This is a genomic window from Tahibacter amnicola, from assembly GCF_025398735.1.
GTDB classification, from domain to species: domain Bacteria; phylum Pseudomonadota; class Gammaproteobacteria; order Xanthomonadales; family Rhodanobacteraceae; genus Tahibacter; species Tahibacter amnicola.
In genome coordinates this window covers 4,125,031-4,146,869 of the sequence record NZ_CP104694.1, presented here as the reverse complement: position 1 = coordinate 4,146,869, position 21,839 = coordinate 4,125,031, and the positions used below count along the sequence as shown (strand labels likewise).

Here is a 21,839-nt window from a genome sequence, read left to right as displayed (position 1 = left end):
GGTGGCGTACTACGTCGCGGCGACGGATCTCTCGCCGGCCGCCCTGCGGCAGCACGTGAGCCTCCTGGTTCCTGCCTACATGGTTCCGCAGGCTTATGTGCACCTGGAGCGGATGCCGACCGGATCCAACGGCAAGCTCGATCGAGCCCGGTTGCCGGCACCCGGTGAGAACGACTTTGCACGCATGGCGTTCGTCGCGCCGCGCACGGCGGCCGAGCAGGTGTTGACGTCGATCTGGGAGACTGCACTTCGGCGCGAGGGCATCGGCGTCAACGATAACTTCTTCGAACTGGGTGGGGATTCGATCCTGGCCCTGCGCGTCATTGCGCAGAGCGGGCAGGCGGGATTTGCGGCCACGCTGCGGGATTTCTATCGCGGGCCCACCATTGCCGAGATGGCGCAGCAAACCGGCAAGCTGCAAACCCTGCGTCGCGCGGATGGCACGCAGCCCCTGCTGCCGGCACAGGCCTGGCTGTTCGCCCAGGCGCTGCACAATCCGCAGCACTACAATCAGTCGTTGTTGCTGGAGGTTCCCGCCGGCTTCGATGCGGCGGTCTGGCAGAAGACGCTGGTATCCGTACTGGCCGCGCACGACGTGTTCCGCCTGCGTTTCGACACCCGCAGCGACGCGCCGGCTGCGTACTATGAAGCGGAAATCGTCGCGCCGGACGAGCGCATGCTTGTCGTCCAGGCCGCGAATGCCGACGGGCGGGACGAAGCGCTGGCGGAGCTGGCGCTTCGTCTGCACACCTCGCTGGATCTCGCGCGCGGCGTGACGTTCCGCTCGGGTTATCTGGATTGCGGTACGGCGCCCGGCCGCCTCGTCCTGGTGGCTCATCACCTGGTCATTGATGCGGTGTCGTGGGAGGGCTTGCTGCGGGATCTGGAAGCGTCCTTCCGAGCCACTGGCGCGGGCCTTCCGGCACCGGTGAGCGGCTCTGCTGGTCTGGTCAAGGCGAGGGCTCAACAGCTGCATGCGGCGGCAGCCGATGGCCGCCATCTTTCCGAGCTGGGCTATTGGCGCGCGCAGTTGGAAGGGCTACCAGCGGCCGCTGCGAGCACGAGTCCCCTGCGCCGCGACTCGGCGCACCGCAGTGTCACCTGCGTGCGTTGGGTCCAGGCGGACGACGCGTCGTTCGTCGCTGCGGACCTGAGTCGTCACGAGGTCCTGCTTGCCGCCATCTACCTCGCGCAGCGGCGCAGGACCGGGTGCCAGGAAGTCACTTTGCGGATGGAATCCCACGGACGAGACGTCGAATCGATCGATCTGGCGTCCGCGCCAGGATGGTTCACGGCCTTGTTTCCCCTTCGTCTTGACGCGGTGGGGGACGACGCGATCGCGGTCGCCCGGGCGATCGCGACGCAGTGGCGCAACGTGCCGCATGGCGGCGTCGGGTACGGCGTGCTGCGCTACTTGGCCGGCAGGCCGGAGCTGTGTGCGGCCGAACCGCGTATTGCATTCAACTACTTCGGCGAATTCGGACGCCAGGATGCCGCGGCCGGGCTGCTGCGTGTGTGTCCGGGTTCCAGTGGCGTGAAAGTGGATCCGCTCAACGCGCGCGACTGCGACGTGCTGATCAGCGCCGCCGGTACGCGCGAGGGTCTGCAACTCGGACTCGACTACGCGACGGGCGTCATGGACGAACCCGCGGCCGCGGCGATGGCCGACGACATCGTCGCCCTGCTCGAAGACCTGCTGGATGCGATCGCGCAGGTGCCGTCACACCGGGTGGAAGCGGCGTGGCCGGCGACGCCCACACAGCGCGGCATGCTGCTGCACAGCCAGCTCGAGACGCGGCGTGGTGTCTATGTCAACCAGCTCATTCTACGCCTGAAGGGTGATGTCGACCTGGAGGCCATGCGTCTGGCGTGGCAGCGGACGCTGCTGCGGCACGATGCGTTGCGCACGGCATTTTCCGACCTCGACCAAGACCAGCCCCTGTGCGTCGCATACGCCGACGTGACGTTGCCGTGGCATCGGATTGACCTCCGCGGCGAGCCGGCCGGGACGACGGAGTCGCGCCTGCAAGCTGTGCGAGAGGCGGGTCGCGTCGCCGGTTTTGACCTCGCGGCATCGCCACTGATGCGGTTGACGGTCGTGCAGTTGCCCGCGCAGACGGTGGAGTTGGTCTGGACCTATCACCACGTTCTGCTCGACGGGTGGAGCCTTCCGCTGGTGCTGGGCGATGTGCTGCGCAGCTATGCATCGCCGCACGAAAACCTCGATGCGCCGCCACAAATTGCAACGTACGCGAGGTGGTTGCAGTCGCGCGACCACGAGGCGTCGCGTACCTACTGGCGCGACCTCCTGGCCGGGCTGGACGAACCGACGCGCCTGCCGCTGCGTACGCCGTCGGTGCCGGAGGACGCCACGTCAACGGTGACCGTGGCGTTGGATGAAGCGGCGACGACGATGTTAAAGACTGTTGCCGGCGGGTCCCATGTCACGGTGAACGCCCTGGTGCAGGCGGCCTGGGCCTATGTCCTGCACCGCTACACCGGTTGCGATGAGGTCGTGTTTGGTGCCACGCAGGCGGGGCGTCCGCCAGAGTTGCCGGGCAGCGAGCGCATGGTGGGGTTGTTCATTAACACGATACCGGTCCGTGTTCGTATCGCGCACGAGCGGCCGGCGATTGAGCTGGCAGCCAGCCTGTTCGCGCAGCAGGCTCGCAGCGTCGATCACGCCTACGTGCCGCTGGCGCAGATCCAGGCGGAGAGTCCTTTCGGCCCGGGCACGTCGCTGTTTGATTCCGTTGTCGTATTCGAGAACTACCGCGTCGACGGCGTCAGTGCCCCGGAAACCTCGGCGTGGCAGGTTGAGAGCGTCTCCAGCGATGAAGGAACACACTACCCACTGACGGCGCTGGCCATTCCTGGCCAGTCGCTGCGACTGCGCGTGCGGGGCCGTGCGGACCGTTTTCTTCCGGCCGACGTCGAGCGGATTGCCAGGCATTGGCGCCAGGTTCTCGAATGCATCGCAGCGTTGCCGCGGCAGCGCCAGTCGGACATTGATCTGCTGACGAGAACGGAACTGGCTGACCTGCACGAACGTCTGCGTTTCGATCCCATTCCATTGGCGGTGAATCATCTTTCCGACGCCTTCTCGGCGACGGTCGCGCGCCACGCCGGGCGCCCGGCAGTCCGGTGTGGCGACAAGTTTTACACCTATGCCCAGATTGACCGCCGCGCCAATGCGCTGGCTCATCGCCTGTGCGCCGTGGGTGCCAGCGGGCAGCGCGTCGCCATCTGCCTGGACCGTACCGTGTCGCTCGCGATTGCGCTGCTGGGCACCGTGAAGGCTGGGGCAACGTACGTGCCGCTGGATCCTGCGACACCGCCGGAGCGCCGACGCCTGATCGTTGCTGATGCGCAGTGCCGGTGCGTCATTTCCGAGGGCGCCCACATCGAGGCCCTGGGGGCCGATGTGTCCTGCGTACGGATGGACAGCACCGATGCGGCGGACGAAGCAGACGCGCCCCCGGTTTGCACCGAACGGGCCGAGGCGGCCTACCTCATCTACACCTCGGGAACGACAGGTGTTCCCAAGGGCGTTGCCGTGCAGCATCGCTCCGTGTTGCGCCTGTTCGCCGCAACGCGGGACGCGTTCGGGTTTGACGAACGCGACATCTGGCCGCTTTTCCACTCTTACGCATTCGACGTATCGGTCTGGGAAGTGTGGGGTGCCTGGTTGCACGGCGGCTGCCTCGTGATGGTTCCAGCGACGACGACGCGTGATCCTGCCGCGTGCGTGGATCTCCTCGTCGCTACCGGCGCAACGGTTCTCAACCAGACGCCGACGGCGTTCGAAGCCTTGATGCGGGCCGAGGCACAGCGCGCCGACGTGACGCCGCTGGCGCTCCGGCACGTCCTTTTTGCCGGCGAAGCGCTGGATTTCGCGGCGCTGGCAACCTGGCGCGATCGCCATGGTTTGGACGCACCCGCGCTGTGGAATCTCTACGGCATTACCGAAACCACCGTGCACACGACGCTGTATCGCGTCGTTGCCGATGACATCCGCGCGGACTGCCGTCGCGTCGGCCGTCCGATCCGGGATCTCCAGGTCCGCATCCTCGACCCGCTTGGACGCGACCTGCCGGTTGGCGTGCCGGGTGAGATCTGGGTGGCCGGAGACGGCGTTGCGATGGGCTACCACGATCGGCCCGAGTTGACGGCGCAGCGCTTCGTCACGCGGCCGTGGGAAGGGCAGCCGGTGCGGTACTACCGCAGCGGTGACCTGGGGCGCTACCGCGAGGATGGCGAACTGGAGTGCCTGGGACGGACCGATCGCCAGGTCAAGTTGCGGGGATTCCGCATCGAGCTGGGCGAAATCGAAGCGCAACTGTGCGCGCTGGCATCGGTCGAGAAAGCCGTGGTGCTGATCCGCGGCCAGGGCGAAGATCGCCAGATCGTGGCGTACGTCATCACCAGCCACGGGACGACGGGCGAGGATGCGCTTGCGCTGGAAATGCGGCGTCGTCTAGCCGAACGGCTACCGGATCACATGGTGCCGACGTCAATCGGCTTCGTCGCAGATTTTCCGCGCAACCACAACGGCAAGCTGGATGTGGCGGCATTGCCGGAGATTGGCAGCACTTCGTCGGCCAGGCCGATGCGCGCCACGGATGCTCTGGAGCAGGAAATTCTCTCCGTCTGGAGTGACGTGCTCGGGCGGCCGGTGACCGATCCCGATGTGGATTTCTTCGATCTGGGCGGGCATTCGCTCAAGTTGGGGCAGGTGGCAACGCGGCTGCGGCAACGCTACGGCGCCTCTCTGTCGTTTGCGCAGTTGTACAAGAATGCCAATGTTGCACGGCAGGCGGCGCTTGTCCGGGCGCTGCCCGCGCGGGCCGTCCAGAGCAGTATCTCCGTGCTTTCCGAGGCGCAGCGCCGGGCAGGTGTGGTGCTGACGCCGGATCAGCTGCGCCTGTGGTACCTGTGCCAGGACCCGGAACAGAATCGCGCCTACGGAACGCACTTCTCGCTGCAGCTGCGAGGCGCACTGGACGTGGATGCCTTCCTGGGCGCTCTGCGGGCGACCATCGACCGGCACGAATCCTTGCGCAGCCTGTATGAGGTCATCGACGGACAGCCACGCCAGGTGTTGGTGGACCGACAGGCGTCGCAGGTCGTGTACCAGGATTTGCGCGAACCGGGGACAGCGCTGCATCAGCCATTTGATCTGCGCCGCGAGCCGCCTTTCCGCGCACGGCTGTGTGTGCAGGCGCATGAGGTGCATGTGCTGCAGATCGATATCCATCACATCGCGAGTGACGCCTGGTCGATCGGCCTGCTGATTCGCGAGATCTGCACCCAGTATCGGGCTGGGCTGGGTGACCGGTCGGCGGTGCTGTCGCCGTTGCCGGTCCAGGTAGCCGACGTGGCAGCGTGGTTGGATGAGCCGGCCCAGCGCGCAGCTCGTCTTCGTGACCTGGCCTACTGGCGCGCCCAGCTGCAGGGGCACCGCGGTGTGCTGGCTTTGCGTGCCGATGGGGATGTGGGCCTTGCGGCGGGCGAAGCCGCCGGCGTGGTGGCCCTGCGCTGGTCATCCGCGCTGGCCGCAGGGATTGCACAGACGGCACGCGAGCGTGCCGTCACGCCATTTGTCCTCGTACTGGCGGCCTATGCGATGGTTCTGCAGCGCTTCAGTGGCGATACCGACATCGTCATCGGTGCCGCTGTTGCCCAAAGACCCCATCCGGATATCGAACCGCTGATCGGATTCTTCGCCCAGACTGTGCCCCTCCGCGTACGACTGGATGCTGCCGAGCCGCGGAATGCGCTACTGGATCGGCTGCGGGAAGACCTGCTTTCTGCTATCGAACATGCGCAGGCGCCGCTGGCCGATATTGTCGAGTCGCTGGATATCGAGCGCCCCCTGGGACGCACGCCGCTGTTCCAGGCCGTGCTGACGCTGCAGAACACCGAATCGCAGCCGGCCCAATTGCCCGGCATTACGGTGGTGAAGCAGGACAGCGTGCGTCCGGCCGTGAAATTCGACCTGACCGTATCGCTGCGTGAGACACCCGACGGGTACGTTGGCGAGATCGAGTTCGATCGCCGGCGACTGGCGACACGGACGGTCGAACGGTTCGCGGATGCATTGCGCGACGGCGTCACGCAGCTGTGCGGCGCTGGTGACTCGCCAATGGTGGACGTCGTCGCGTCGTCACCGGCTCCGCACCCGACCGCGGACGCCGACGCTAATCCGGAAGACCTGGATTTCCTGACGTTGGACGAGTTGCAGAAGCTGCTGGATGGTCAAGAGGAAGCATCCGCATGACAAGCCGTGAACTGCCGATGACGGCCGACCTGATCGAGCGCGCCCGTTTGCAGAAAGCCGTAATGATGGCGACGACGGATGCCGCTCCGGGCGATATGCGTGCGCTCGCCGAGGCGCTCGCCCGTGCCGTACCGCAATTGCGCGCCTGTTCCACCGAGACCGGCGAAGTGCTGTATGGCGATCTCGTCGATGCGGTGAAGGCTGGGCGGGCTTCTGCTGCCTTGCAGCAGGCGCTGGAGCGTGATGGCAGCGCCACGTTGCGCCGCGCCAGGGCCTTGCTGCCATTGATCGGCGTTCGCCCCGGCCGCCGATTCGGCATCTCGACCGATGCAGCCTCCCTGGCCGACCTGGCAGTGGCACTGAGCCTGCTGTGCGGTGGCTGCTTCGTGGAGTCTGCCACAGACGCGGAAGTGCTTCTGTGTACAGTACCGAACGCTACTTCTCTACAAACGCAGCACGTGCTGGTATTCGGCGCGGTGGGCGGAATACGTTTACCCGGTGGCAGTGACGCCTGCACGTGGTGGCTGATTGAAGAAAGTGACGGTGTGGACGTCGATCTTTTTGCCGTTCAACGGCGCGGCAATGAACCAGCCGTTGCGGGCTTCCGCGAATTGCGGCCGTATGCCGTGGCGGGATCGGACGGCGCCGCGGTTGCGGACGGCGTCACGGGATTGATCGTCCTCGGCACTTCCACGATACCGGTTCGCGCGCGCCGGTTGCCGGACGGGCGTATCGAAATCCTGGCCCGTCACGGCGGGATGACTCGCATCAATGGCGGCCTGGTCGATATCGACGCGTTGATCATTGGCCTGTCCCAGGCCGCAACCGTGCGGGAACTCCAGGTAGTGGCTCGTGCGGACAGCCAGGGCATCTACCGGCTGGTCGTCTATTACGCCGTGGGTGAAGGTGTTGATACCGTTGCGGTAAGAATCGCCATGGATCGCCTCGCCCAGACACGCGGCCTGTCACTGTCGCAGGTGAGCTTGCCGCGGTTGCCGCGCGACGACGCCGGCGAAGTCGATATCGACCGCCTCTCGGAATATCCCGTCCTGGATGAACACGAAATTTCGCGTACGCAGTCGATACTGCGGGAACGCTGCAATGCCAGTACGGCTTCGCTGACGGTGATCCCCGCGGCGGCGTCGACGCGCCCGGTACTGCTCGCACCGCCGCCCGTGGCGGCGGAAGCCGCGATCGCGCGACCCGGCCCGGATGCGCCGCCGTCGCTGATCGACGGGGGCACGCTGGTCGTTCCCGATGCCGTACCGATGGATCTACGTGCGTTGTTGCAGCGCGCGGCCGCCATTGCGCCCGAACAGGGACTTCTGTGTATCAGTACGCTGGGCGAGTCCGCGTTGAGCTACGTCGCGCTGGACGCGCAGGCCAGCCGTGATGCCACGTTGTTGTGCCAGGCTGGGATACGCCCCGGTCAGCGCGTCGTGGTGCACTGCCGCGAGCCGCTGGAAATCATCCGGGCGTTCTGGGCTTGCGTTTACGCACGCGCGGTTCCCTGCATGGGCGCCGCGCAGCAGGTGCTCGCGGAGGAATCGGAGCAGTCCCGCGTGCTGGGACTGGTTCAACGCCTGAGTGCTCACCTGGTGATTACCGCGCCAGCGCCGCAGAATCCGGCGTTGGTCGGGCCGGCCCTGGTGCTGGCTTTGGAGGACGGCACGCCGACGCCCTTCGCCGCCGTGCACGAAGAGGTTGCAACGGATGCCGATGCCGTCGCCCTTATCATGTTGACGTCGGGCAGCACACGCCTGCCGAAGCTGGTACCGCAATCGCATCGTGCGTTGGTCAGCCATGGCTATGCATCGGGAACCGGATTCGGACTGGGGGTCGCCGACGTCAGTCTCAACTGGATGCCGCTGGACCATGTCGGCGCGCTGGTGATGTTCCACCTGCGCGACGTGCAGCTGATGTGCCGGCAGATACACGTGGCGAAGGAGCATGTTCTTTCCGATCCGCTGCGATGGCTGGACTTGATCGAGCGTTACCGCGTCAGCGTCAGCTGGGCGCCCAATTTCGCTTTCGCGCAGATCAATGCGCGGCTCGCCACGCAGGCCGGACGACGCTGGGACCTGTCTTCCCTGCGGTTCCTCATCAATGCCGGCGAAGCAGTCATGCCGGACGTGACCGAGCGGCTGTTGGCCCTGTGCGCGCCGTTCCGTCTGGCGCCCGACGTGATGAAGCCGGCCTGGGGCATGTCCGAGACTTGTTCTCTGACCGTCATCCATCGCGCCACGCACGCCGGCCAGTTCCGCGAATCGGCGATGACGGCGGTCGGTACGCCGATTCCGGGCCTGGCGGTTCGAATCGTTGACGTCAACGACGTGCCGGTTCCGAGGGGAACGGCCGGTGCTCTGCAAGTACGCGGCGTATTCGTGCTGCAGGGATACCTGGGAGAGGACGCCGGCGAATCGTTCACGACGGACGGTTGGTTCCGCACCGGAGACCTCGCGCAGTGGGGTGATCGCGGGCTGACGATCGTGGGGCGCGACAAGGACGTGGTCATCGTCAACGGTCGCAATATCTCCTGCCAGGCGGTGGAACACGCCGTCGGTGACATCGCCGGTGTCGATACGCCACAGACCACGGCGACAACGTACCGTCCGCCTGGCGCCGTATCCGACCAGGTGGCGGTGTTCGTCGTTCCGACCGGTACCGCCAGTGTGGACGCGCTGAGCCGTGCCGTGCGGGAACGCCTGCGCGACGCTTTGCAGGTGGATGCGCTGGTCGTTCCGGTCCAGGCGCAGGATATTCCGCGGACCCAGATCGGCAAGGCGCAGCGCGGTGCGTTGCAGAAGCGACTGGCTGCGGGCGAATTTTCCGGTGCGATGGTGGAGGCCAATAGTGCGCAAAGTGCACTTCGTGCACTGCCGCCCTGGTTCTTCGCGTCGCGGTGGGTGGCGCAGCAGGGGCGTCCCACCTTGCCGTTGCCTTCCCGCCGGTGGATCGTCGTTGCGCCGAGCAATGACGTGGCGGATCGCGCCTGCCGCTGGCTGGTGGCGCGCGGTGATAGTGCCTGCGTGACGGATGCGGCTGCGTCGCCTTCGGCAGGGGACGGTGTGCTGGTCATCCTGCCTGGCCCGTCCGACGACGCGGCGCGTGCGGCGGACCGCCACGCCTTGCGTGGGCTGGGTTGGCTGGATCCGGCTGCAAACACGCCGCTCCTGCTCGTGAGCAGCGGCCTGTGGGACGGGAATGCCTGCCTCGATACAACCGCCGCATGCGGTGCAATCGCTGGCATCGTGCGCTCGGTGCGGCAGGAACGACCGCAGGCGCCCGTCTGCTGGACCGATGTGCCAACAGGTGCGGACATCGAGCAGCAGCTGGCTGCGGTGTTCGCTGAGTTTTCCAGCCGCGCCGACGAACCTGTCGTGCGCCTGCACGACAGGCGCCGCGCGGTTCAGCGGCTGGGCGTCGAGGCATTCGCCACCAATGCGGCACCGTCGCCGCTGCGCCAGCACGGACGCTACATCGTTACGGGGGCCGGCGGTGACCTGGGGCGCCTGGTTTGCGAGTGGTTGCGCTCCGAGTGGAATGCGCATGTGGTCGGTGTCGGCCGTTCCATTCCTGCCAGCTGGGCGGCGAGCGAATCCTGCCGTTTCATCGTGGCCGACGTGGCAAGCCCGGATTTCGCCGACGCGATGGCGCCGGTCCTGGAAGACGATGAACCGGTCGACGGTGTGTTCCATCTGGCAGGCGAATTCAGTACCGCTGCGCTGGCTGAACTGGACGAATCGCATTACTGCAGCCTGACGCGCGCCAAGCGCGAGGGGACGCTGAACCTGCTGGCGCTGTTGCGGCGCCACGGTCGCTGCGATGCGCGCAGCGTCCTGGTCTTGTTCGGTTCCGTCAACAGTCATTTCGGCGCCGCCGGCGCGGCGGCCTATGCGGCCGCGTGCGCATCCCAGGCGGCGATCGCTGACCGGCTCGGCGCCGACTCCGCGGTGGATGTGCGCTACCTGGGCTGGTCGCAATGGAAGGGGCTGGGGCTCAGCCGCCGCAATGCGCTGGCGGAACTGAGTGCAAACAGGGGCTTTCTGTCGATGGACGCCGAGGCGGCCATGCAGTCTCTGCACCGCGCCTTGTCGAGTACCTGCCGTTCGCTGTTGATCGGGCTTGACGCAGGTCACCTGCGTGTCCTGCGCACGCTCGTGGGCCCGCTGCATGATCCGCAGGTTCGCGCGGAGCTGACCGTCGCGCAGCCGCAGGCGGGGGCGCCCGCCCAGGCATTCAGCGACCCCTTTGGCAATCGCTACGCCGCGTACATTTCGCTGCTGCGGGCGGTTGAAGATGGCGTGGAATCCGAGCGGCAGCTGGCCTATCAGCAGGTGTTGCGCGACATCTGGCAAGACGTCATCGGTGCGCCGCTACAGGACATCGACCGGAACTTCTTCGAGTCCGGCGGCAGCTCGCTGCGTCTGATGCAGGTGAAATCGCGTGTCGAGGAACGATGTGGTCGATCGCTGGAAATTACCGACCTGTTCCGTTTTCCGACCGTGCGTTCGCTGGCCGCACACCTCGCTTCGTTCGAAATGCCAGCCGCGGCCAACGCCGATGTGGCCGACCCGACGCGGGAACGCGCCGCACTGCGCCGGCAGTCACGCGTGCAGGGCAGGGGAGGACATCGATGAGCACCGACCGTATCGCCATCATCGGAATGGCCGTGCGCTGCAGCGGCGCGGCGGATCGTGACCAGTTCTGGCAACTGGTGCTGGAAGGACGCCAGTCGGCGCGACTGGCACGGCCGCGCGAAACGGAGGTACCCGCGCCGCTGGCCGGGCGCGAGGATTTCGTTCCGCTGTCCAATCCGGTTGTCGATTTCGATCGGTTTGACGCAGCCTTCTTCGGCTTCGGCGAACGCGAGGCCGAAGTGATGGATCCGCAGCGCCGGATGCTGTTTGAAACCGCCTGGGCGGCGTTCGAGGACGCCGGCCAGGTGCCGGGTGCTGCGCGGACCGGCACTTATGTCGCCGTCAACCAGAGCGAATACTTCCTGCTCAACCTGGCATCACGCCCGGATCTCTTCGATGTGCTGGGCGGCATGTTGCTAGGCACGATGAATGGACAGGACTTCCCGGCCACGCATCTGGCCTACAAGTTCGACTTGCGCGGCCCGGCGCTCAACATCAACACGGCGTGTTCCGGCTCGCTGGTGGCCGTTCATTCCGCCGTCAACGCCTTGCTCAGCCACGAATGCGACCTTGCCGTGGCTGGCGGTGCGTCCCTGGTCCTCGCGCAGCGTTTTGGCTATGTCCACAAAACCGGTGGCATCAATTCCCGGCAGGGACGTTGCCGGCCGTTCGACGCTGATGCGGACGGTACGATTCCTGGCAGCGGTGCGGCGGTCGTGCTGCTCAAGCGCCTGGACGACGCACTGCGCGATGGCGATCCGATCCACGCGGTGATTCGCGGCACGGCCGTGAACAACGACGGCGCGGGCAAGGTTGGTTTCACTGCGCCCAGTCGTGACGGCCAGGTCGAAGTCATCCGGGAAGCCCTGGCCGTCGCGGATGTCGAGCCGGACCAGCTTGGTTTTCTGGAGACGCACGGTACCGGCACCGCTCTGGGGGACGCTCTGGAACTGGATGCGCTTCAGGCGGTTTTCGGTACGCGCCACGCTGATCGCCCGTTGATGCTGGGCGCTCTCAAGGCCAGTACCGGACACCTGAATGCGGCGGCCGGCGCATCGGCGCTGATCAAGACGGTATTGGCGCTCGTTCACCAGTGTGTTCCGCCACTGGCCAACTTCGCTCGCTCGCCGGCGCAGGTGGACCTGGATCAGGGGCCGCTTCGTGCACCGCGTAGGGCCCTGCCATGGCCGGCAGAAGCGGGACCCCGGCTGGCGGGTGTCAGCTCGTTCGGCATCGGCGGCACCAACGCCCACGTCATCGTCGAAGAGGCACCGCCAGCGCACGTGCTGCGCGCCAGTGCGCGTCCGCAGGTACTGGTCGCGTCGGCGCGCACGGCGCCGTCCCTGCGCGATACGGTCGAGCGCCTGGTGCCGGAAGTCACGCGGAATCAAGGGGCATTGGCGGATATCGCCTACACGCTGGCGGTGGGGCGGAAGACGCATGCGTGGCGGTCCGCGGCTGTGGGCGCGGACGCCACGGCGGTGGGCAGGTCCTTGCGCGACGCCGTGCAGGCGCCGGCGTGTGCAGAGGAAGGCATCGGTCCGGTTGCTTTTCTGATTGCGGGCCAGGGTGAGAATTGCGTGGCGGGCCTGCGTGCGCTCTACCAGTGGGAAGAGGCGTTCCGGCGAAGTGTGGATCAGTGCCGGGAGTATCTGGTGGCCATCGATGCCGTCCATCAGACCGTCTTCTGGAACGACGTGCTCCAATCGCCGGATCCCTTGCCGCCGCGGTTCGACGATACCGACTACCAGCAACCCCTGTTGTTCGTATTCGCCTATGCCCAGGCGCGATTGCTGGAGTCCTGGGGCGTCCGGCCGGCTTGCGTGATGGGCCACAGCCTGGGTGAATATGTCGCTGCGTGCCTGGCGGGACTGTTCTCGCTGGACGATGCCTTGCGCCTGGTCCATGCGCGCGGCATCGCGATGCAGGCGACTCCGCCGGGCGAGATGCTCGCGGTGTTCTGTCCGGAGGCGGCCGCCATCGGATTTGCCACGCGCAGCGGCGCCGACATTGCCGCCTGCAACGGCGCCATGAATCAGGTTCTGGCAGGTAGCGCCACGCAGATCGCCGATGTGGAGCGGTGGGCCCTGGAAGATGGATGGCAGTCGCGACGGCTGCGCGTCACCCGGGCCTTCCATTCGCACCTGATCGAACCGGCACTCGATGCGCTGCGGTCCTCGCTGTCGATGGTGCGCTTCGGTGCATTGAAGGTCCCCCTGGTGGGTAACCTCGATGCCGCGTGGAACACAGGGCGTGAGCTTGCGGATGTTGCCTGCTGGGTTGCGCATGCGCGGCAGGCCGTGCGATTTGCCGACAGTCTTCAGACGCTCGCAGCGCGGGGCATCCGGACAGTGCTGGAAATCGGGCCCGGAACGACGCTGACGCGGCTGGCGCAGGCACACGCCACGGCTGCGAATCTGCCACTGCGTATCGCCGACATCCCGGGGGCGGCACACGACACGACGGTGGTCGCCTATCGGCGCCTGGCGGGCTTCTGGTGCGCCGGAGGCGAGGTCAACTGGAGAGCATTCTATTCAGGCGAGTCGCGCCGACGGATACATCTGCCGGGGTATGCCTTCGAGCGCCGCCGTTACTGGATTGAGCGGGCTGCCGCGCCGTGTGCGACACCGCAGGATGAGTGCGCGGGATGGCTCTACCGGCCTGTGTGGCGGCCGTGCGATCTGCGCCTCTCGCCGGGTGGGGACACGGCCTCCTGGCTGGTCTTCGACGACGGCAGCGTGGATGGCCTTGCCGGCCTGTGCGAGATCCTGCGTGGCCAGGGCCATGGCGTCGTCCGCATTGCGCCCGGCAGCCAGTTCGCCGTCCTGGCCCAGAAGGTCACCATGAGAGGTGGCGGTGACGACCTCATCCGGCTTGCTACGTATCTGGCAGCAACGGGTAGCGGAAACCACCGCATTCTTTATGGCTGGAGCCTCGCCCAAAATCGCGGCGGTGCAGGCGACTTATCCTTCCTGCTCGGGCTGTCGCGGCACGTGCTGCGAAGCGGCGACCGTCCGGCGGGCGACGTACTGGCCGTGATCGCCCTCAGTTCGGGACAGGACGGAGAGGTCGAGCCGACGCGCGCGGCCTTGGCGGGGGCGCTGCGCGTCATCGCGCAGGAAGTGTCCGGCGTCCGGACGCGGTTTATCGTTGTGGACAACTCATCCGAGCTGTCCTGCGTTCCGGCGGCTGTTGGCGGCACCGAGTCATTCCGGGAGTTGTGGTTGTCGGCGCAGTGGATGGCGCGGGACTACATCCCGGCACGACCGGAGGAAACCGCCGCCGCCCAGGCGTTCAGGCCTGACGGCAAATACCTCGTGGTGGGCGGGCAAGGTAAGGTTGGCCAGATTCTCACCACCGCGCTGAGTGCGCAGATGCCGTTGCAGCTGGCGCTGCTCGGACGTCATCCCTTGCCGGCCGGCAGCGGCGTGGAAGAGATCGACTTGACGCGACCCCGCGTGGATGCGCGCCGTATCGTCCTGGCCGCGGCCGGGTTCGTGAGGGCACCGGCAGCGGACGACACGGCGATCGCGGCAGCACATGATGCGCTCGCGCGGCTATCAGTCGCCATCGTACAGGCCTATGTTGCACGACACCTGCCCCGGTTTGCGCCGGGCGCGCGCTATCGCGTTGCCGAGGTCGCCGCCACGCTGTGCCCGGCGACACCGTTGCGCCGCATCGCCCAGGTGATGGTGCGCGTACTCGTGGATGGCGGCGTCTTCATCCGCGACGAGGACACGGTCGTGGTCGCGACCGTCGACGGCCATCCGCCCGCACAGATCGAACGGGAACTGGCGCTCGCGCATCCGGATTTTGCGGGGCCAGCGAGGCGATTGCTGCATTGCGCCGCGCATTTCGACGACGTCCTCCATGGACGCCGGAGTGGCGTCTCGGTGCTCTATCCGGACGGGTCAGCCCGATTCCTGCGCGCAACCGCGCCGGGCCACCTGGCGCAACGTGATTTTCGCGATGCGGTCGATCGTCTGCGTCGCACGCTCACGGAACTGGCGGCGTCGACCGGTGGCCGGCCGTTACGCATTCTGGAGATCGGCGGCGGCAATGGCTCGCTGACGCGCCAGCTGGCGCCGCTGCTGAACACCTTGAACGTCAGCTACTGTTTCACCGACATCGGTCCGAGCTTCGTGCAGGGAGGGCGACGGCTGGCGGCGGAAAATGGCTACGAATGGATTTCAGCGCGCGTGTTCGATATCGAGGGTGAACCTGCATCGCAGGGTTTTTCGCCGGGTGAGTTCGACGTCATCATCGGCTTCAACGTGCTACACATCGCGGCGCGGCTGGAGCGCGCGATCGACAATCTGTCCACCCTGTTGTCCGCTGGCGGAACCTTCGCACTGGTCGAAACCATGCAGTGGATGCCTTGGACCGAGCTGGTCTGGGGGCTGACGGACGACTGGTGGCGCTACGAGGATCTCGAGCTGCGTAGCGATGGTCCTCTGCTGGAGGCATCGGCCTGGCAGCACGTGTTCGAAAAGATGGGGTTTGCCGTTTCTCGTGTTGTTGCCCGACAGGGAGCTGCGGACGGTCTTGTCCTCGCCGCGGTTCCACCGCCGGATCGATGTGCGGCAATTCTGTCCTCGAGCGAGGCGGCGGCACAGCGCGGCGCGCACCTGCGCCGTCTGGTGAATGCCGGTTCGACGGTCGTGTACTACCGCGGCGATGCCAGTGATCCGGAGGACGTGCGGCGTCTGCAGGATGCGCTCTTGCACCGTTTCGGCGCGCTCGACGGTGTCGTATACGCGGCGACAACCGGTATGCGGGCCATGGCGCTGCTCGACGACATCGACCAGCGCCACGTGGGGGCCGAGCTGGCGATCAAGGCCGATGGCCTGGTGCATCTGGACTCGCTGTGTGCGGCGCTCAGGCCCGCATTTGTTGCAGTGATGTCGTCGATGTCGTCGATCCTGGGCGGCATTGGCCATTTTGGCTATGCGACGGCTAACGGATTCCAGGACGCTTGGTGCCGCAACCGAGCCACGCATACCGGTACCCGGTGGTTCGCGGTGAACTGGGATGCCTGGGGCGATGCGGACAAAACCTTTGGTGCCTCCGTCGCGCGGCATGGCATGGGCAGCGACGAAGCGGTGCGCGCGCTGTGTTCGGCACTTCGCTGCCAACCGGGCCAATGGCTGGTATCGCGGCATTCACTCGACGAGCGCATGGACCAGTGGCTGGGCCGGGCAGCAACGTCCGGTCCGTCGACTGACCGTGATGCGGCCGCCGCTCCGGGTGGCAACGAATCCATCTTGCAACAAATGATCGCGCTGTGGCGCGAACTGCTGGGACGTGGATCACCAGTGGAGGCATCGTCGGATTTCCGCGCTCTGGGGGGATTCGCTGCAGGCGGTGCAGCTGGTCAGTCTGGTGCGCAGCCGGTTTGGCAGACATGTCAGCCTCGCCGAATTCGTGCGCGCACCGACCGTTGCTCATCTGGTGTCGCTGGTGGAGGCGCGGCCCGCTTCGTGGACGCCGTTGGTCACGTTGGCGCGCAACGATGGGGGGGCTGTGTTGGCCTGCATCCATCCGGGTGGTGGGGGAATCCAGTGCTATCGCTCGCTTGCGGATGCGCTGGGCGGCGGACGCACGATCCATGCGGTGCAGTCACGCCGCTTTGCGCCTGACGCATTGCCACCGCACCGCTCCGTCGAAGCGATGGCCATGGAATACTGCGCGGCCATTCGTGCGGCGGACGAGGGCGCACCGCTGACGCTGCTGGGCTACTGTTTCGGCGGCATGATCGCGTTCGAAGTGGCCACACAGCTGGAAGCCGCCGGCCGGCGCGTGGAGCGCCTGGTCATCATCGACGGTCATCCGCCGGGCGTGGATGACGGCTTTGTGGACCAGCGTCATTTTATCGAAACGCAATTGTCGATGGTCAGCTTGCAGACGGTCGGCAGCGACTGGCTCGAAACCGTTGCTGCGCTGAGCCCCGAGGAACAGGCGGCAGCCGTGGCGGAACGCATCGACTGGTCGCGCGCGGAGCCGGGTACCGAAGCGATGATGCGGCGCGCCGTACTGGAGGTGATACTGACCAACGTCGCGAAGAATGCCTACCGCCCGTCCGCCATGTTGCAGTGCAAGGTCGATTTGCTTCGCATCGACGATGCGGGTTTTCACCGCGACAGCAACGTGGTGCCCGACCTGGGCTGGCAGGCATTCTGCGCCAGACCGGTCAGCGTTCACTGGCTGGCCGGCGAACACAACACGCTGTTTGACGCGGAACACATCGCGCCCATCGTGGCGCACGTGCAACACGTGGTGCCGGCGATGGACGGAATTTCCGACGCCGTATTCGTTTCGGGTCAGCCCGCATGACGCTGAAGCGCTCCCCTATCGCGCCGGCAGCGGCGGGCCGCGGGTACAAACTGCCGCAGAGGACAACCTGCATCATGTTTACGAAGTCGTGTACTATAGTTCGTTGGCTCACGCCGCTAGCGGCTGAGTGGAACATCGTTCGACGAAAGACGGGAAAGTAGTCGATGCTGCAGCGTATAGCGTCGCTTTATTTCAGCTACGCCAGCCCCTGGTTGAAACGGTTTTCACCGATCGGCTCAGGGCCCGTCTGGCGCCGCGACTCGCTGGCATGGCTGGCCCGTATCGAACAGGCCCACGGTGCGATCAGCGATGAGTTCGCGCGCTGGCTCGATGGCGGCCATCGCGTTCCGGACAAGGAAGACCTCGCTCCCGGCACCACGTCCCACTATGGTCCCGAGCGCTGGGAACTGCTGCACCTGATGCTGTGCGGCGAGCGCATCGCACCGGTCGCTCCCCATTTTCCGGCCACGCTGGCCGCGCTGGCGGTAATTCCCGATATCCGCACCGTGATGTTTTCGCGGCTTCCACCGGAGCGCAAGCACATTCCGCGTCACCGGGATGGCGAATCCGGCACGCTGCGGATGCATCTGGGACTGAAAGTGCCGGCGTCGGGCGTGTGCCAGATCGAGATTGCCGGCCAGCCGCTGGCGTGGAAAGTGGGCGAGGCGTTTGTGATGGACGTGGGCGCCAATGAGCACGAAGTACGCAAGGACGCCGACGAGGAACGCATCATCCTGATCGTCGATTTCCTGCATCCGTTGCCTTCGTGGGTCGCGTGGCTGCAGCGCCGCTTTTATGCCGTGCATGTCGGCCTGCAGGCGAAGGCCATGATGCAATCGGCCTACGCGCGTCTGTGCCAGGCGTCCAAGGCATGATCCAGGAAGGCTTGAACATGCCGATGAATGGATCGACTGCCAGTACTGGTCCGACACTTCACGAGTCGCCCGCCTGCCGGCAGCAGAGTTCAACACGGATACACAACCTGACAGGTTTGCCCTGCAGGCGGTTCCCTCCACCACTGACAGGACGCGACGCGTGACGACTCGTTTGTGGCAAACCTATTTCCGGCGTGTCGACCCGCTTCTCAAGCGATTTTCGCTGATCGGACGCGGCCCGTTGTGGCGTCGCGACGCATTGCCCTGGCTGTCGAAATTCGAGGAAGCCCATGAAACGGTGCTGGCGGAATTCCAGCGCTACCTTCGCAACGGCATGAGCATGCCGGACAAGGAAGACCTCGATCCTGGCCGTACGTCGCAGTACGGAACTGATCGCTGGGAGCTGCTGCATCTGCTGGTCTACGGCGAGCGCATGCCCAACGTAGCGGAACATTTTCCCGAAACCGTCAAGCTGGCGGAGTCGATTGCACCGGGCATGTGCAGCATTATGTTTTCGCGGCTTCCGCCCGAGCGGAAGCACATTCCGCGACATCGCGATGCGGAGAACGGCACCCTGCGCATGCACCTGGGCCTGGTCGTACCTGCCGAGGGGGCGTGCTACATCGATGTGGGCGACGGAAGGGCGCACTGGCGCAAAGGCGAGGCGTTCGTGATGGATGCCACCTACGAGCATGGCGTGACCAAGGAAGCCGAGGCTGAGCGCATTGTGCTGATTGTGGATTTTTACCGGCCGGTACCGGCCTGGGTGGCCTGGTTGACGCATCGCCTCTATCGACGCCATGGCGGCAAGATCGCCAAGCGCGTCCTGCACGCGTCCTACGCCAAGCGTGCGCAGCAGCAGGCGCTGGTCCAGTGACCGTGCCGGTTCACCACTATGGCGGCAAAGTCCGCGGCGCGAGGCCGGAAAGCCCATGACCTCCTCGCCATTCCTGGTGACGCCGCGACCCAACCCGACAGCCCGTAGCCGCCTGGTCGTGTTTCCTTATGCCGGCGGTGGCGCCGCGGTGTTCTATCACTGGCTCGATCGTCTGCCGCTGGACATCGAGCTGAGTATCGTCCGTCTGCCGGGTCGCGAATCGCTCGTGGATACGGCGCCATTTCGCGATTCGCAACGGGCGGCTTCCCACATCGCCGATACGCTGGTCTCATCCGATCGGCGTCCGGTTGCGTGTTTCGGGCACAGCCTCGGCGCGCTGATGGCCTATGAGACGGTGCGTGAACTGCGTCGGCGAGGCGGTCAATTGCCGTACCTGCTGATGCTGTCGGGCCGCTCGGCGGCGCACGTGCCGATGCGGCGCGAACCTGTCTTCAACTTGCCGCGCACGGCGTTCTTCGCGCAACTCGTGGCGATGGGGGGGATGCCCGAAGAAATGCTGGCATTGCCCGAACTGCTGGAGTTCGTCGAACCGACGCTGCGGGCGGATCTGGCGATCAACGACACCTACCAGCACGTCATCGAACCGCCACTGGCGGTGCCGTTTGTCACCTTTGCCGGCCGGCAGGACGGCGATTTTCCCGAAAGCGACATTGCACGCTGGGCCGAGCTGACCTCCCTGTCATTCCGGCAGCATGCCTTCGACGGCGGACACTTCTTCATCAACACGCATCGCGATGAACTCCTGCGTTGGGTTGTCCAGCATGTCGCGGAATATCGTCCGCCACTGGCTGGCGCTGCGCAGGAACTCCCGGAGTTGCATTTCGTATGACCACTGTTCCGGCCATCTGCCATGGATAGACCGATTGAAGTGAGCCCGGCGCGTCGTTGGCGTCGCATTGCCATGGTTGTCGGTGGCGTGTTCGCGGCGTTGCTGCTGGTACGCGAAATCCGCAGCCGCAGTTTGCCGGGCGTCCAGAAAGATTCCATCAGTGTCGCCCAGGTGCGCCAGGCCAATTTCGAGGACGCCGTCAATCTGCGCGGCGCCATCATGCCGGAGACCTCGGTCGTGCTGGGTGCCAGCGAAGGCGGCCGCGTGGAGAAGATCCACATCAAGGAAGGCACGGCGGTCAAGAAGGGCGACCTGCTGCTGGAAATCAGCAATACCTCGCTGCAACTGGCCGTGGTGCGCGGCCAGGCCGACCTGGCCGAGCAGACCAACCTCCTGCTCGGAAACCAGATCTCCTCCGAGCAGCGACGCCTGGAACTGGGACGCGAACTGCTCGCCGCGCAGACTCAGCTCGACAAACACCGGCGGCAGCTCAAACGCTTGACCGAACTGCGCAAGACCGGCGCGGTATCGGTGGAAACGCTGGAAGACGCGCAACGCAATGTCGAGCAACAGGAGCAGCTCAAGAAGCTCGTCGAGCATTCGCTGGCCGAGAACCTGGCCTTGCGTTCACGCCAGGAGCGGGAGCTGCAGTCGACTGTGTCCATGCTGCACAAGAACATCGATATCGCCCAACAAGTGCTTGATCGCCTGGCCGTGCGCTCGCCCATCGACGGCCGCCTGACTTCGCTCAAGGCCGAAGTCGGATCGACCCTGCGCGAAGGCGACGTGATCGGTCAGATCGACGACGAATCGCAGCTGAAGGTCCAGGCCAACGTCGATGAGTTCTATATCCCGCGGCTGCAGGTGGCGCAGCACGCGACTGTTCTCTACGGCGGAAAGTCGTTCCCGCTGGCCGTCAAGCGTATTTACCCCCAGGTGACCAACGGCCAGTTTCGCATTGACCTGGATTTCGTCGGCGAGAAGCCGGCTGACCTGCGCATGGGCCAGAGTTTGTCGCTGCAACTGCAGTTGTCCAATGGGGCTTCTGCGTTGCAGGTTGCGTCGGGGCCCTACGTGGCGCAGACCGGCGGTCGCTACGTCTACGTCTACGACGAGAGCCGCGGCACGGCACAACGCCGCGACCTCAAGCTCGGCCGGCAGAGTGAATCGGCCATCGAGGTACTTTCCGGTCTCAAGGCTGGCGAGTACGTCATCACTTCCTCCTACGAAACCTTTGGCGAGGCCGCGGAAATCCGCGTGCTGAACTGAAACTCCTCTCACGGCGAACTCTCCATGTCCGATCCCATCATTCGCGTCACGTCGCTGCACAAGCGCTACCGTACCGACCGGCTCGAAACAACGGCGCTCGAAGGCGTTTCTTTCGAGATCCAACGAGGCGAGTTCGTCGCGGTGATGGGGCCTTCCGGTTGCGGCAAGTCGACCCTGCTCAATGTCCTGGGCCTGCTCGACCGCGCCGACGGTGGCAGCTACCAGCTGGAGGGCAATGAAACCGTCGGTGGCAGCGAAGACCATCGCACTGGTTTGCGTAAAAAGTACATTGGTTTTATTTTCCAGAGTTTCAACCTGATCGACGAACTGACGGTTCGCGCCAACGTCGAGCTGGGCGTGTACTACCACGGCATCCGTGGCAAGGAGGCCTCGCGCATGGCCGATGAGGCGCTCGAAAAGCTCGGCCTGAGCGCGCGCGGCGATCACATGCCCTCACAGCTCTCCGGTGGCCAGCAACAGCGCGCCGCCATTGCGCGCGCAATCGTCAATCGTCCGAAACTCCTGCTGGCAGACGAACCAACCGGCAACCTGGACTCGCGCAATCGCGAAGAAGTGCTGGAGATCCTGTCCACGCTGAACGCGCAGGGTTCCACCATCGTGATGGTCACGCATTCTGACGATGATGCCAGCCGGGCAGGGCGGATCGTCCGTCTGCGCGACGGGCAGCTGCACGCGTCGAGCTGAGGAGCCGGAC

General features: G+C 65.7%; 8 protein-coding genes and 1 pseudogene. All 9 read left to right on the top strand.

The window, feature by feature from the left end; all coding sequences use genetic code 11:
* Position 1: 1 nt before the first annotated feature.
* The 9 genes and pseudogenes from N4264_RS16150 to N4264_RS16110 all read left to right on the top strand — a co-directional run bounded on the left by N4264_RS16150 (position 2) and on the right by N4264_RS16110 (position 21,829).
* Positions 2 to 6,280: a non-ribosomal peptide synthetase gene (locus N4264_RS16150; RefSeq protein WP_261693267.1), complete on the top strand. Its 6,279-nt coding sequence runs from the start codon at positions 2 to 4 to the stop codon at positions 6,278 to 6,280.
* Positions 6,277 to 10,920, top strand: a complete 4,644-nt coding sequence (locus tag N4264_RS16145) for an AMP-binding protein (RefSeq protein WP_261693266.1) — start codon at positions 6,277 to 6,279, stop codon at positions 10,918 to 10,920. The genes N4264_RS16150 and N4264_RS16145 overlap by 4 nt, the downstream gene beginning before the upstream one ends.
* Positions 10,917 to 15,950, top strand: a pseudogene (locus tag N4264_RS16140) (beta-ketoacyl synthase N-terminal-like domain-containing protein); the annotation flags it as partial. The gene N4264_RS16145 and the pseudogene N4264_RS16140, both read left to right, overlap by 4 nt.
* A 274-nt stretch (positions 15,951 to 16,224) precedes the next feature.
* Entirely contained in the window at positions 16,225 to 17,253 is a 1,029-nt protein-coding gene (locus N4264_RS16135) for a thioesterase domain-containing protein (RefSeq protein WP_425508281.1), read from the top strand.
* A 164-nt stretch (positions 17,254 to 17,417) separates the two neighbouring features.
* Positions 17,418 to 18,128, top strand: a complete 711-nt coding sequence (locus N4264_RS16130) for an aspartyl/asparaginyl beta-hydroxylase domain-containing protein (RefSeq protein ID WP_261693263.1) — start codon at positions 17,418 to 17,420, stop codon at positions 18,126 to 18,128.
* Between the two features lie 160 nt (positions 18,129 to 18,288).
* Positions 18,289 to 19,005 (top strand): aspartyl/asparaginyl beta-hydroxylase domain-containing protein, encoded by a 717-nt coding sequence (locus N4264_RS16125; protein ID WP_261693262.1) that lies wholly within the window; start codon positions 18,289 to 18,291, stop codon positions 19,003 to 19,005.
* A gap of 55 nt (positions 19,006 to 19,060) precedes the next feature.
* Complete coding sequence (locus N4264_RS16120; RefSeq protein WP_261693261.1) at positions 19,061 to 19,855, top strand: thioesterase II family protein; 795 nt, start codon at positions 19,061 to 19,063, stop codon at positions 19,853 to 19,855.
* Positions 19,856 to 19,876: 21 nt separating this feature from the next.
* Positions 19,877 to 21,124 carry an efflux RND transporter periplasmic adaptor subunit gene (locus tag N4264_RS16115; protein ID WP_261693260.1) on the top strand — a complete coding sequence of 416 codons (1,248 nt, stop codon included), beginning with the start codon at positions 19,877 to 19,879 and terminating at the stop codon, positions 21,122 to 21,124.
* Positions 21,125 to 21,148: 24 nt separating this feature from the next.
* Positions 21,149 to 21,829, top strand: a complete 681-nt coding sequence (locus N4264_RS16110) for an ABC transporter ATP-binding protein (protein WP_261693259.1) — start codon at positions 21,149 to 21,151, stop codon at positions 21,827 to 21,829.
* Positions 21,830 to 21,839: the final 10 nt, after the last annotated feature.

What these genes read in the sequence shown, in the direction of transcription:
- N4264_RS16120 (WP_261693261.1), top strand. Translation starts at nt 19,061, where the DNA reads ATGACCTCCTCGCCATTCCTGGTGACGCCGCGACCCAACCCGACAGCC.
- N4264_RS16145 (WP_261693266.1), top strand. Translation starts at nt 6,277, where the DNA reads ATGACAAGCCGTGAACTGCCGATGACGGCCGACCTGATCGAGCGCGCC.
- N4264_RS16115 (WP_261693260.1), top strand. Translation starts at nt 19,877, where the DNA reads ATGGATAGACCGATTGAAGTGAGCCCGGCGCGTCGTTGGCGTCGCATT.
- N4264_RS16110 (WP_261693259.1), top strand. Translation starts at nt 21,149, where the DNA reads ATGTCCGATCCCATCATTCGCGTCACGTCGCTGCACAAGCGCTACCGT.
- N4264_RS16130 (WP_261693263.1), top strand. Translation starts at nt 17,418, where the DNA reads ATGCTGCAGCGTATAGCGTCGCTTTATTTCAGCTACGCCAGCCCCTGG.